Source organism: Streptomyces sp. NPDC102490 (genome assembly GCF_044765285.1).
Classification (GTDB): domain Bacteria; phylum Actinomycetota; class Actinomycetes; order Streptomycetales; family Streptomycetaceae; genus Streptomyces.
Genome location: NZ_JBIWJU010000009.1, coordinates 40,602 through 52,800, shown reverse-complemented (window position 1 = coordinate 52,800; position 12,199 = coordinate 40,602). Strand labels below are relative to the sequence as shown.

The window sequence follows — 12,199 nt, the reverse complement described above, 5'->3', positions numbered from 1 at the left end:
TCTGCATGACCCAGTCGAAGCGCGAGACAGAGCGGAAGTACGAACCCCCCTTTGGCGGCGTCGCCGGACTGCCCGACCTCACCGGCGCCGGGCCCGTCGCCTCGGTCACCACGGCCGGGCCCGAGGAACTCGACGCCGTGTACCACGACACCGAGGATCTGCGGCTCGCCCGCTCCTCGGTCACCTTGCGCCGCCGTACGGGCGGTCCGGACGCGGGCTGGCACCTGAAGCTGCCCCTGGCCGGGGACACCCGGGAGGAGGTGTGGGCCGCGCTGTCGGACGACGTGCCCGAGTCGCTGCGCGAGCTGGCCCTGTCCCGGACGCGGGGTGCCGAGCTGCGTCCGGTCGTACGCATCCGGTCCACCCGCACCGTGCGCCGGCTGCGCGACGCGGACGGCAGGGTGCTCGCCGAACTGAGCCTCGACGAGGTACGCGCGGACGCGGCGGCCTCCGGCGGTGGCCGCGCCGAGTGGGGCGAGCTGGAGGTCGAACTCGCGGACGGGGTGGACGCCGGGCTGCTGGACGTCGTCGAGAAACGGCTCCGCAAGAAGGGGATCGTCCGCGCCGACTCCCCGTCCAAGCTCGCCCGGGCGCTGCGGGAGACGGGGGTGGAGGCGGAACGGGAGCGCGGCTCGGCGGTGGTGGCCGGGTCGGCCGGCGCGTACGTGCTCGCGTACGTGGGTGATCACGTCGGCAAGCTGGTGGCGTGGGACCCGGCGGTCCGCCGTGACCTGCCCGACGCGGTGCACCAGATGCGCGTCACGTGCCGACGGCTGCGCGGTTGCCTGCGCTCCTACCGGTCGGTGCTCGACCGGCGGGTCACCGATCCCCTGCGCGCCGAACTGCGCTGGCTGGCCGGTGAGCTGGGTGCGGCGCGGGACCAGGAGGTGCTGGGCGAGCGGATCGGCGCCGCGGTGGCGGAGCTGCCGGACACGCTCGTGCTGGGTCCCGTCGCCGCCCGGCTGCGCGTCTGGGAGGTGTCCCAGGGCGGCGAGGTGCGGTCCCGTACGCGGGAGGCCCTGGCCACGCCCCGCTATCTGCGGCTGCTGGACGCCCTGGACTGTCTGGTCCGGCAACCGCCCCTGCGCGGCAAGGCCGCGGGCAAGCCCGCCCGCACGATGGCCCGGGCGGTGCTCAAGGAGTACGGCCGTCTCGCCGGGCACATGGAGAAGGCGCTCGCGCTTCCGGTCGGCCGGCCGCGGGAGACGGGGCTGCACGAGGCGCGCAAGGCGGCCAAGAAGCTCCGCTACGCGGCCGAGGTCGCGCGGCCCGCACTGGGCAAGCCGGTCGCCCGGCTCGGCAAGCGCGCCAAGGCGGTGCAACGGCTGCTCGGCGAGCACCAGGACGCCGTGGTCGCCCAGGACACGTTGCGGCAGTTGGCGGTGGCCGCCCACCGGGCGGGTGAACCGGCGTTCACCTGGGGAGTGCTGCACGGCCTGGAACGGGCGGGGGCCAAGGCCCGGCGGCAGGAGCTGCCCGAGGTGTGGCGGAAGGTGTCGGACCCCGCGCTGCGGGCGCCGCTGGAACACTGAACGGCGGTGCCGCCCCGGCGAGTCGGCCGCTGCGCGCGCCGTACGGCACGGGCCGCGCTCACGCGGCGCGTGCCCGCTGCGGCAGCGCGCGCAGCGGCGCCGCCGGGGTGCGGGTGGCGCTGACCCGGTAGGTGATCCGGTCCGGGTCGGCGAGCGGCTCGCCGAGGGTGATCCGGCCCGCGGCGTGCAGCGCGTCGCACTCGGCGGTCGGCAGCGCGGCGTAGCAGCCGCCCCGGCCGGTGGCGGAGTCCAGGGGGCGCCAGTAGCTGTATCTGCGTCGTCCGTCCGCCCGCACCGTGACGAAGACGGGTGTGCGCGCGTCGGTGACGATGCGCAGGACCTCGGCCCCGGCGGCACCGATCGGGTCGGGGCGTCTGGCGCCACGGAAGTCGGCGGTCTGCGGACGGGCGGCGGCGGTGAGCGGCATCGGCGGTGGCCTTTCCAGGTCAGTGACTCGAGAACGCCTACCCGGTCCGGCCGGAGTTGATCTCGATGGAGCGCATTCTTCAGCACGGCACTGACAACTCCTGTCCGGAGTCTTGCCGGATCAAAGGCTCAGCACTTAAATCACACCTTGAACTAAGCCGCTGCGTCACGCGGTCGACCGGTCCTGTCCGCATCCCCAGAAAGCGCCCGCATGAGACTGAGATCCTTGGGTGTCGCGCTCGTCGCCACGGCGGCACTCGTCACCCTCCCCGCCCCGATGACGGCCACCGCGGCCGACACCCCCCTCTCCCAGGGCCGGACGGCCACGTCGTCGTCGGCCGAGAACGCCGGAACGCCGTCCGGCAACGCCGTCGACGGCGACACGGCCACCCGCTGGTCCTCGGCCGCGAGCGACGACCAGTGGCTCCAGGTCGACCTCGGCGCCACCGCCTCCGTCACCCGCGTGGTGCTCGACTGGGAGGCGGCCTACGGCAAGGACTACAAGATCCAGCTCTCCCAGGACGGGAGCACCTGGAGCGACGCGAAGTCGGTCACCGGCGGCGACGGCGGCACCGACACGCTCGACGTCTCCGGCCAGGGCCGCTACGTCCGCATGCAGGGCGTCCACCGGGCCACCCCCTGGGGCTACTCGCTGTGGGAGTTCCAGGTCTTCGGCACCACCGGCGGCACCGCGCCGGGCGGCTCGTGCGGCACCGCCAATGCCGCGCAGGGCAGGCCCGCCTCCGCCTCCTCCGTGGAGAACGCCGGGACACCCGCCGCCGCGGCCTTCGACGGCGACGCCGGCACCCGCTGGTCCAGCCAGGCATCCGACCCGCAGTGGGTGCGGGTCGACCTCGGCGCCGTACGGGACCTGTGCAAGGTGGACCTGAACTGGGAGGCCGCCTACGCCAAGGACTTCCGGATCGAGGCCTCCTCGGACGGGCAGAACTGGCAGACGCTGAAGAGCGTCACGGGTGGCACCGGGGGCAAGGTCTCCTACGACGTCAGCGGCTCGGGCCGCTACCTCCGGGTCCACGGCACGGCCCGCGCCACCGGCTACGGCTACTCGCTGTGGGAGGTCGCCGTGCACACCGGCACCACCGGCACTCCCCCCGTCGAGGGCGGCGGCGACCTGGGGCCGAACGTCATCGTCGTCGACCCCGCCACACCGAACCTCCAGCAGAAGTTCGACCAGGTCTTCGCCCAGCAGGAGTCGAACCAGTTCGGCGCCGGGCGCTACCAGTTCCTGATGAAGCCGGGCACCTACAACGGCATCAACGCGCAACTCGGCTTCTACACCTCCGTCTCCGGTCTCGGTCTCAACCCGGACGACACGCAGATCAACGGTGACATCACCGTGGACGCGGGCTGGTTCAACGGCAACGCCACGCAGAACTTCTGGCGTTCGGCCGAGAACCTCGCCATCACGCCGTCCAACGGCACCGACCGCTGGGCCGTCGCCCAGGCCGCCCCGTTCCGGCGCATCCACGTCAAGGGCGGCCTCAACCTCGCGCCCAACGGCTACGGCTGGGCCTCCGGCGGCTACATCGCCGACTCGAAGATCGACGGCACCGTCGGCCCCTACTCCCAGCAGCAGTGGTACACCCGGGACAGCTCGGTGGGCGGCTGGACCAACGGCGTCTGGAACATGACGTTCACGGGCGTCGAGGGCGCCCCGGCGGGCAACTTCGAGACCGGCCCGTACACCACGCTCGACACCACGCCGATCTCCCGCGAGAAGCCGTTCCTCTACCTGGACGGCAACGAGTACAAGGTGCGCGTGCCCGCCAAGCGGACCAACGCGCGCGGGGTCTCCTGGCCCGCCAACGCCGGCGGCACCTCCCTGCCGCTCAGCCAGTTCTACGTGGTCAAGCCGGGCGCGACGGCGGCGACCATCAACGCCGCGCTCGACCAGGGCCTCAACCTGCTGTTCACGCCCGGGGTGTACCACATCGACCAGACCATCGAGGTCGACCGGGCGAACACCGTCGTACTCGGCCTCGGGCTGGCCACGATCATCCCGGACGGCGGCGTCGACGCCCTGCACGTGGCCGACGTCGACGGCGTGCGGCTCGCGGGCTTCCTCATCGACGCCGGACCGGTGAACTCCGACACGCTGCTGCGCATCGGGACGCCGGGCGGGAACGCCGACCACTCCGCCAACCCCACCACCATGCAGGACGTGTTCATCCGCGTCGGCGGCGCGGGACCCGGCAAGGCCACCGACTCCGTCGTGGTGGAGAGCGACGACGTGATCATCGACCACACCTGGATCTGGCGGGCCGACCACGGCGAGGGCGTCGGCTGGGAGACCAACCGCGCCGACTACGGCCTGAGAGTCAACGGCGACGACGTCCTCGCGACCGGGCTGTTCGTCGAGCACTTCAACAAGTACGACGTCTACTGGAGCGGGGAGCGCGGCCGGACGATCTTCTTCCAGAACGAGAAGGCGTACGACGCCCCGAACGCGGCCGCCATCACCCACGACGGCATCGTCGGCTACGCGGCCTACAAGGTCGCCGACTCGGTGAACACGCACGACGCGGTGGCGCTCGGCAGCTACTGCAACTACACGTCCGACCCGGCGATCGTCCAGCACCACGGGTTCCAGGTGCCGGTCAAGCCGGGTGTCAGGATGCGCAACCTCCAGGTAATCTCACTGGGCGGCAAGGGCCAGTACCGCCATGTCATCAATGACACCGGCGCGGCCACGTCGGGGACGGACACCGTGCCGTCCAAGGTCGTCCAGTTCCCCTGAGCGCACGACGCGCCCCGCGATGGTGCGGGGCGCGTCACCCGGCGGGCGAAGAAGCCGGCCTCTCAGGCGAGTTGCACCAAGAGGTCGCCGCCCTCCACCTGCTGGATGCGGTTGATGGCGAGCCTGGTCACCGTGCCGGACTTCGGCGCGGTGATGGACGCCTCCATCTTCATCGCCTCGATGGTGGCGACGGTCGCCCCGGCCGCCACCTCGTCGCCCTCGGCGACGGCGAGGGTCACCACACCGGCGAACGGCGCGGCGACATGGCCGGGGTTCGCCCGGTCGGCCTTCTCCGTCACCGGGACGTCGGAGGCCGCCGAGCGGTCGCGGACCTGGATCGGGCGGAGCTGCCCGTTCAGGGAGGACATCACGGTGCGCATGCCGCGCTCGTCGGCGTCGCCCACCGCCTGCAGCTCGATGAGCAGCCGGACGCCGGGGTCGAGGTCGACCGTGTACTCCTTGCCCGGGCGCAGCCCGTAGAAGAAGTCCTTGCTGTCGAGGACGCTGGTGTCGCCGAACGAGGCGCGGTGCGCGTCGAACTCGCGGGCCGGACCGGGGAACAGCAGCCGGTTGAGCGTCGCCCGGCGGTCCTTGTCCAGTCCGCCGCGGTCGTCCTCGGACAGTGCGGCGAGCGGCTTGGCCTCGGCGCGGCCCCGCAGCGCCTTGCTGCGGAACGGCTCGGGCCAGCCGCCGGGCGGGGTGCCCAGCTCGCCGCGCAGGAAGCCGACCACGGAGTCGGGGATGTCGAACCGGTCCGGTTCGGCCTCGAAGTCCGCCGGGGAGACACCGGCGCCCACCAGGTGCAGGGCCAGGTCGCCGACCACCTTGGAGGACGGGGTGACCTTCACCAGGCGGCCGAGCATCCGGTCGGCGGCGGCGTACATGGCCTCGATGTCCTCGAAGCGGTCGCCGAGGCCGAGCGCGACGGCCTGGGTGCGCAGGTTGGAGAGCTGACCGCCGGGGATCTCGTGGTGGTAGACGCGCCCCGTCGGGGAGGCCAGGCCCGCCTCGAAGGGGGCGTAGACCTTGCGGACGCTCTCCCAGTACGGCTCCAGGTCGCCGACGGCCTGGAGGTCGAGGCCGGTGGGCCGCTCGGTGTGGTCGGTGGCGGCCACGATCGCCGACAGCGACGGCTGCGAGGTGGTCCCGGCCATGGACGCCACCGCACCGTCCACGGCGTCCGCACCCGCCTGGATCGCGGCCAGGTAGGTGGCGAGCTGACCGCCGGTGGTGTCGTGGGTGTGCAGGTGCACCGGCAGGTCGAACTCCCGGCGCAGCGCGGAGACCAGCGTCGCGGCGGCCGGGGCCCGCAGCAGTCCGGCCATGTCCTTGACCGCGAGCACGTGCGCGCCGGCGTCCACGATCTGCTCGGCGAGCCGCAGGTAGTAGTCCAGGGTGTAGAGCCGCTCGGAGGGGTCGGACAGGTCGGCGGTGTAGCACAGCGCGACCTCGGCCACGGCGGTGCCGGTCTGCCGTACGGCGTCGATGGCGGGCCGCATCTGCTCGACGTCGTTGAGGGCGTCGAAGATGCGGAAGATGTCGATGCCGGTGGCGGCGGCCTCCTGCACGAAGGCGTCGGTCACCTCGGTCGGGTACGGGGTGTAGCCCACGGTGTTGCGGCCGCGCAGCAGCATCTGGAGGCAGATGTTGGGCACCGCCTCGCGCAGCGCGGCCAGCCGCTCCCAGGGGTCCTCGGCGAGGAAGCGCAGGGCGACGTCGTAGGTGGCGCCGCCCCAGCACTCCAGGGACAGCAGCTGGGGCAGGGTGCGGGCGACGACGGGCGCCACGGCGAGCATGTCCTTGGTGCGCACCCGGGTGGCGAGCAGCGACTGGTGGGCGTCGCGGAAGGTGGTGTCGGTGACGCCGATGGTGGACGACGCGCGCAGCCGGCGCGCGAAGCCCTCGGGACCCAGTTCGGCGAGCGACTGGCGCGAGCCCGACGGGGGTTCGCCAGCGGGCACGGCCGGCAGCTTGGTCAGCGGGTCGATCAGCTCGGGGCGCTCGCCGTGCGGCTTGTTGACGGTGACGTCGGCGAGGTAGGTCAGCAGCTTGGTGCCGCGGTCGGCGGAGTGGCGGGCGGTGAGCAGGTGCGGGCGCTGTTCGATGAACGAGGTGGTGACCCGGCCGGCCTGGAAGTCGGGGTCGTCCAGGACCGCCTGGAGGAAGGGGATGTTGGTGGCGACGCCGCGGATGCGGAACTCGGCGACCGCGCGCCGGGCGCGGTTCACGGCGGTGGTGAAGTCCCGTCCCCGGCAGGAGAGTTTGACCAGCATCGAGTCGAAGTGGGCGCTGATCTCCGTACCGGCGTGGGTGGTGCCGCCGTCGAGGCGGATGCCGGAGCCGCCGGGCGAGCGGTAGGCGCTGATCTGCCCGGTGTCCGGGCGGAAGCCGTTGGCCGGGTCCTCGGTGGTGATGCGGCACTGGAGGGCGGCGCCCCGCAGGGTGATGTTCTCCTGGGCGAGTCCGAGGTCGGCGAGCGTCTCACCGGCGGCGATGCGCAGCTGGGACTGGACCAGGTCGACGTCGGTGACCTCCTCGGTGACCGTGTGCTCGACCTGGATGCGCGGGTTCATCTCGATGAAGACGTGGTTGCCGTCGCGGTCGACGAGGAACTCCACGGTGCCGGCGTTGCGGTAGCCGATCCGCCGGGCGAAGTTCACGGCGTCGGCGCAGATCCGCGCCCGCAGGTCCGGGTCGAGGTTGGGCGCGGGGGCGAGTTCGATCACCTTCTGGTGGCGGCGCTGCACCGAGCAGTCCCGCTCGAAGAGGTGGATGACGTCGCCCGCGCCGTCGGCGAGGATCTGCACCTCGATGTGGCGGGGTTCGACGACCGCCTTCTCCAGGAAGACGGTGGAGTCGCCGAAGGCGGAGGCGGCCTCGCGGGACGCCGCCTCGATGGCCTCGCGCAGCTGGGCGGGCTCCTCGACGCGGCGCATGCCGCGCCCGCCGCCGCCCGCGACGGCCTTGACGAACACGGGGAAGCCGACGTCGTCGGCGGCGCGCACGAGTTCGTCCACGTCGGTGGAGGGCGCGGAGGAGCCGAGCACCGGGACGCCCGCCTCGCGGGCGGCGGCCACGGCACGGGCCTTGTTGCCGGTCAGTTCGAGGATGTGCGCGCTGGGTCCGACGAAGGTGATCCCGGCCTCTTCGCAGGCGCGGGCCAGTTCGGGGTTCTCGGACAGGAACCCGTAGCCCGGGTAGACGGCGTCGGCCCCCGCACGGCGGGCGGCGCGGACGATCTCCTCCACGGAGAGGTACGCGCGCACCGGGTGCCCCGGCTCCCCGATCTCGTAGGCCTCGTCGGCCTTGAGCCGGTGCAGCGAGTTGCGGTCCTCGTGCGGGAAGACGGCGACGGTACGCGCGCCGAGCTCGTAGCCCGCACGGAACGCACGGATCGCGATCTCACCGCGGTTGGCGACCAGCACCTTGCGGAACATTCTTGATCCCTTCAGCCTGCCGGGTGACGAGACCATGGTGTCGGCGCCGCCCTCGGTACGCCATGTGAGCCGGGCCACTCCCGGCCCCCTCATGAAGGCGCGCCGTCGCTGTCGGGTCGGGGGCCCGCGTCACCGCAGGGCGGCGGCGAGGCGGTGGCGGATGCGGTCGATGCCGACCGGGGTGCGGGAGGGCGCGGCGGTGGTGCAGCCGGGCAGGCCGGCCCTGGCCAGGGTGGACAGCAGCGCCCGGGGCCCGCTGTCGAGGTAGGTGGTGAACCCGGCCAGGCGCAGTGCGCCGAGGGTCCGGTGGAAGGCGAGCGGCTCGCAGAGGTGGGCGGCGGCCACGGTGCGCAGCTGGGCCGGGGTGCGGGCGGGCCCCGCCGCGCCGGCCGTGTACACGGGGAGCGCGGGCGGGGCGACGGGCTGGGCGCGCAGGAGGCGCCGGAAGGCCCGGTGCACCTCGGTGAGCAGGGGGTGGTGGTAGGCGGTGCGGCTGGTCAGCACGGTGGCGCGGCGGCCGAGCGCCTCGGCGGTGCGCCGAAGGGCGGCCAACTGGTCGTCGGGGCCGGCCAGGACCGTCTGGCCGGGGGCGTTGCGGGCGGCGATGCGGACCTGCGGCAGGTCCTCGGCGCGCAGCAGGTCGCTCGCCCGCTCGGCGGTCAGGTCGGTGGCCAGCAGGCCCGCCGCCGGGAGCGCCGCGTCGCGCAGCAGCCGGTCGCGGACGTGGAGCAGCCGGACGCCCTGGTCGAGGGTGATGACTCCGGCCACGGTGAGCGCCGCGAGGTCGCCCACGCTGTGGCCGAGCACCGCGTGGACGGGCGGCGTCGCGAGGTCGAGCAGGAGGGTGGCGGAGGCGACCACGGCGGCGTAGGTGGCCAGGTCGAAGGCGAGGGGGTCGGTGCGCACGAGGCGGTCGGGTTCGGGTGCCGCGGCGTCGGTGAGGAGGCGGCCGACGGGTGTGCGGGTGCCGCCGAGCGCGCTGCCGTGGGCGTCCACCGTCCGCAGCACCCGCGCGACGGACGGGACCTCGCTCAGGTGGCGCAGGGCGCCGGGGAGGTAGGCCCCCTGGCCGGGGCACATCAGCACGGTGCGCGGTGTGCCGCCGGCGGGGGCCGGGCGGTCGTTCCTCATGAGGCGTCGGCGAAGGCGAGCGCGACGTTGTGCCCGCCGAAGCCCATGCTCGTGGTGACGGCGGCGAGCGGCCCGGAGGGCAGTGCCGCCGGGTCGCGGCCGACGACGTTCAGACCGATCTCGGGGTCCACCCGTTCGAGGCTGCACGCGGGCGGTGCCGTCCGGTCCCTCAGGGCGAGGACGGTGAGGACGGCTTCAATGGCTCCGGCGGCACCGAGGGTGTGCCCGAAGGCGGCCTTGGTGGCGCTGACCGCCACGTCGTCCACCCGCTCGGCGAAGACGCTGTGCAGCGCCTGCGCCTCACCGAGGTCGCCGAGCGGGGTGGAGGTCGCGTGGGCGTTGATGTGCCGGATCTGCTCCGGCACGAGCCCCGCGTCGCGCAGCGCGGCGCCGACGGCCGCCGCACAGCCCGTGCCGCCGGGCGCGGGCTGGGCCACGTGGTGGCTGTCGTTGGTGATGCCCGCGCCGGTCAGCCGGCCGTGGACGCGGGCGCCGCGGGCGGCGGCGTGCGCGGCGCTCTCGACGACGAGCATGCCGGCGCCCTCTCCCATCACGAAGCCGTCCCGGTCGGCGTCGAAGGGCCTGGAGGCGCCCTTGGGGTCGTCGTGGCGCCGGGAGAGGGCCTTCAGCCGCGCGAACCCGGCCAGGGCCAGCGGGTGCAGCGCGGCCTCGGCGCCGCCCGCGACCACGAGGTCCGCGCGGCCGTCCCGGATCATGCCGAGGGCCTGGGCGAGGGCCTCGGCTCCGGAGGCGCAGGCACTGACGGGGGCGTGCACGCCGGCCTTGGCGCCCACCATCAGCCCCACCTCGGCGGCCGGGTGGTTGGGCAGCATGACCGGGATGGTGCGCGGGCTCACCCGCCCCGCGCCCTGCGTCTGAAGGCGGCTGTTCTGCTCCAGGACGCTGGTGAGTCCGCCCAGGCCCACCCCGACGACCACGGCCACCCGCGAGCCGCTCTCGGCGAGCGCCGACACGTCGGGGAACCCCGCGTCGCGCACGGCCTCGCGGGCGGCGACGAGGGCGAACTGCGCCGCGCGGTCGCAGTGCGCCGCCTTGGCGGGCGACAGGGCCGTCCTGGGGTCGACCGCCGCCGGGGCCGCGAGGTAGACCTGCGCGGGCCCGTCCGGTGCGCCGAAGTCGACGCGTTCGACGCCGCACCCGCCGTCCAGCAGGGCCCGCCAGGTGGCGGGGACGTCGCCGCCCAGCGCGGTGGTCAGCCCCAGCCCCGTGACGACGGCGGACCGGTCCTCGGGGGCGGGGTCGGCCGCGTGTCGTGGGCTCACGCGGTGCCGCCCGCCGGGGCGGTGACGGCCGTGGCGAGGTGGGCGGCGATCTGCCGCACCGTCGTGAGCCGGTCCGCCTCCTCCTGGGGCACCTCGATCTGCCAGCGGTCCTCGATCGCGGCGACCAGCTCCAGCCGGGCCAGCGAGTCGACCCCCAGGTCGTCCTGGAGGGAGGAGTCGGGCCCGATCTCCTCCGCGGTCAGGTCCTCGACCGTGGCGGCCAGCAGGTCCCGCAGTTCGTCGAGCAGCTGTCCTTCGTCGACGGTGGACGGCATGTCCGGTACCTCCTTGGTCGGTGCGCGGCGCGCCCGGGGGCGGTGGGCGGGAGGACCCGGTCCCCTCGGGCGCGCCGGCGGTCTCCGGCGAGCTGCCGGTTCACGCGGACAGGCTGTCCGGCCGTCCGGCGGGGCAATCGCCGGGGACGGGGTGACGGCGGAGCGTCGGGGGCACGGGACGGGCTCCTGTGAGCACCGGTGTCCGCCCTTCACCTTGAAGCGCCCCGGGGCCGACCGAGGGTCGCGGGCGTCGCGTGCGTAAGGGGGCGGGCCGGGCGGGTGCGGTGGTGCCGTACTTCCTCAACGGACTTTGGCGGCTCTTTTAAGGCTTTCTGAAGACGACCTTCGAACGTGCGTTTCCACGCCGGCCGGGTCCTAGGCTCTCGCACACCCCCCACGGTCCCGGTGGGCGCGGTCGCGTCCACCGGGTACGGGGCTCCGTCAGCCGACCGACAAGCCGAGGTGTCCTGCGCATGGGTTCCCGCCGAGCCGCCCGCCCGTCCCGCTCCCACGCCCGCCCCCGCGGTGGGCTCAGGACCCGCGGCACCGCGCTGGCGCTGGGCGCCGTCACCCTGACCGCGGGCGTCGGGATCACGCTGGCCGTCACCGACGGCGACGACGGCGGGGCCTCGGACCGGGTCACCGCGAACGCCGCCGAGCCGGCGCCGAACGCCGAGGACGCGGCGGGCGGTGCGGCACCGCTCGCGTCCACGCCGGCGAGCCCGAGCGCCTCGGCGAGCGGTTCGCCGCGTCCGAGCGCCGAGCCGAAGAAGAAGCCGAAGCGGACGGCGAGCCCGACGACCAGCGCCGCGAAGGCGCCCGCGCCGTCCTCGAAGGCTCCCGTCGGGGCCACCACGAAGAGCGCCGGTGACCGGTCCGGCGGTGGCAGCGGCTCCGGGGCGGGCGGCGGGGCGGGATCGGGTTCCGGCTCGGGCTCGGGTTCCGGCGCGACGGGTGGTGCCGAGGCGCGGGTCCTCGCCCTGGTGAACGAGGAGCGGGCCGCGGCGGGCTGCGCGCCGGTCACCGCGAACGACCGGCTGACCCGGGCCGCCGACGACTACAGCGACGTGATGGCGAGCAGCGGGGTGATGTCCCACACCGGCCCCGACGGCTCCACCATGGCGAGCCGGGTCGAGGCCGCCGGCTACCAGTGGTCGACCCTGGGCGAGAACATAGCCCGGGGCCAGGCGGACGCCGCCGCGGTGATGGACTCCTGGATGAACAGCCCCGGCCACCGGGCGAACATACTCAACTGCTCCTTCAAGGAGCTGGGCGTCGGCGTCCACTTCGGCGACGGCGGCCCCTGGTGGACCCAGGACTTCGGCACCGGCCGCTGACGCCGGTCACCGCCGCCCGG

8 protein-coding genes are annotated in these 12,199 nt (G+C 74.2%); 3 read left to right on the top strand and 5 right to left on the bottom strand.

The annotated features are described in order from the left end of the window. Window positions 1–5: 5 nt before the first annotated feature. Window positions 6–1,532, top strand: coding sequence for a CHAD domain-containing protein (locus ACIRGB_RS21555; RefSeq protein WP_403867332.1), 1,527 nt, complete (start codon window positions 6–8; stop codon window positions 1,530–1,532). A gap of 58 nt (window positions 1,533–1,590) precedes the next feature. Here the strand turns inward: ACIRGB_RS21555 and ACIRGB_RS21550 are convergent, their stop codons facing one another. Next, a complete protein-coding gene (locus ACIRGB_RS21550) occupies window positions 1,591–1,959 on the bottom strand; it encodes a hypothetical protein (RefSeq protein WP_403867329.1) in 369 nt (122 codons plus the stop codon). A 210-nt stretch (window positions 1,960–2,169) separates the two neighbouring features. On the opposite strand from ACIRGB_RS21550, the gene ACIRGB_RS21545 reads away from it, so the two are divergent. Further along, window positions 2,170–4,716: a discoidin domain-containing protein gene (locus ACIRGB_RS21545; RefSeq protein ID WP_403867326.1), complete on the top strand. Its 2,547-nt coding sequence runs from the start codon at window positions 2,170–2,172 to the stop codon at window positions 4,714–4,716. Between the two features lie 62 nt (window positions 4,717–4,778). On the opposite strand, the gene ACIRGB_RS21540 is transcribed toward ACIRGB_RS21545, so the two are convergent. From ACIRGB_RS21540 to ACIRGB_RS21525, 4 genes are all read right to left on the bottom strand, one after another. Beyond that, entirely contained in the window at window positions 4,779–8,153 is a 3,375-nt protein-coding gene (locus tag ACIRGB_RS21540; protein WP_403867324.1) for a pyruvate carboxylase, read from the bottom strand. Window positions 8,154–8,282: 129 nt separating this feature from the next. After that, window positions 8,283–9,284 carry an ACP S-malonyltransferase gene (locus ACIRGB_RS21535; RefSeq protein WP_403867321.1) on the bottom strand — a complete coding sequence of 334 codons (1,002 nt, stop codon included), beginning with the start codon at window positions 9,282–9,284 and terminating at the stop codon, window positions 8,283–8,285. After that, complete coding sequence (locus ACIRGB_RS21530) at window positions 9,281–10,567, bottom strand: beta-ketoacyl-[acyl-carrier-protein] synthase family protein (protein ID WP_403867318.1); 1,287 nt, start codon at window positions 10,565–10,567, stop codon at window positions 9,281–9,283. Before ACIRGB_RS21530 ends, ACIRGB_RS21535 begins: the two co-directional genes overlap by 4 nt. Continuing rightward, window positions 10,564–10,842 (bottom strand): acyl carrier protein, encoded by a 279-nt coding sequence (locus tag ACIRGB_RS21525; RefSeq protein WP_403867315.1) that lies wholly within the window; start codon window positions 10,840–10,842, stop codon window positions 10,564–10,566. The genes ACIRGB_RS21530 and ACIRGB_RS21525 overlap by 4 nt, the downstream gene beginning before the upstream one ends. Window positions 10,843–11,315: 473 nt before the next feature. On the opposite strand from ACIRGB_RS21525, the gene ACIRGB_RS21520 reads away from it, so the two are divergent. Next, window positions 11,316–12,179, top strand: a complete 864-nt coding sequence (locus tag ACIRGB_RS21520; RefSeq protein ID WP_403867312.1) for a CAP domain-containing protein — start codon at window positions 11,316–11,318, stop codon at window positions 12,177–12,179. Window positions 12,180–12,199: the final 20 nt, after the last annotated feature.

Bases quoted from the DNA above. Each gene is read 5' to 3' on its own strand.
- ACIRGB_RS21555 (WP_403867332.1), top strand. From the start codon at position 6: ATGACCCAGTCGAAGCGCGAGACAGAGCGGAAGTACGAACCCCCCTTT.
- ACIRGB_RS21550 (WP_403867329.1), bottom strand. From the start codon at position 1,959: ATGCCGCTCACCGCCGCCGCCCGTCCGCAGACCGCCGACTTCCGTGGC.
- ACIRGB_RS21545 (WP_403867326.1), top strand. From the start codon at position 2,170: ATGAGACTGAGATCCTTGGGTGTCGCGCTCGTCGCCACGGCGGCACTC.
- ACIRGB_RS21540 (WP_403867324.1), bottom strand. From the start codon at position 8,153: ATGTTCCGCAAGGTGCTGGTCGCCAACCGCGGTGAGATCGCGATCCGT.
- ACIRGB_RS21535 (WP_403867321.1), bottom strand. From the start codon at position 9,284: ATGAGGAACGACCGCCCGGCCCCCGCCGGCGGCACACCGCGCACCGTG.
- ACIRGB_RS21525 (WP_403867315.1), bottom strand. From the start codon at position 10,842: ATGCCGTCCACCGTCGACGAAGGACAGCTGCTCGACGAACTGCGGGAC.
- ACIRGB_RS21520 (WP_403867312.1), top strand. From the start codon at position 11,316: ATGGGTTCCCGCCGAGCCGCCCGCCCGTCCCGCTCCCACGCCCGCCCC.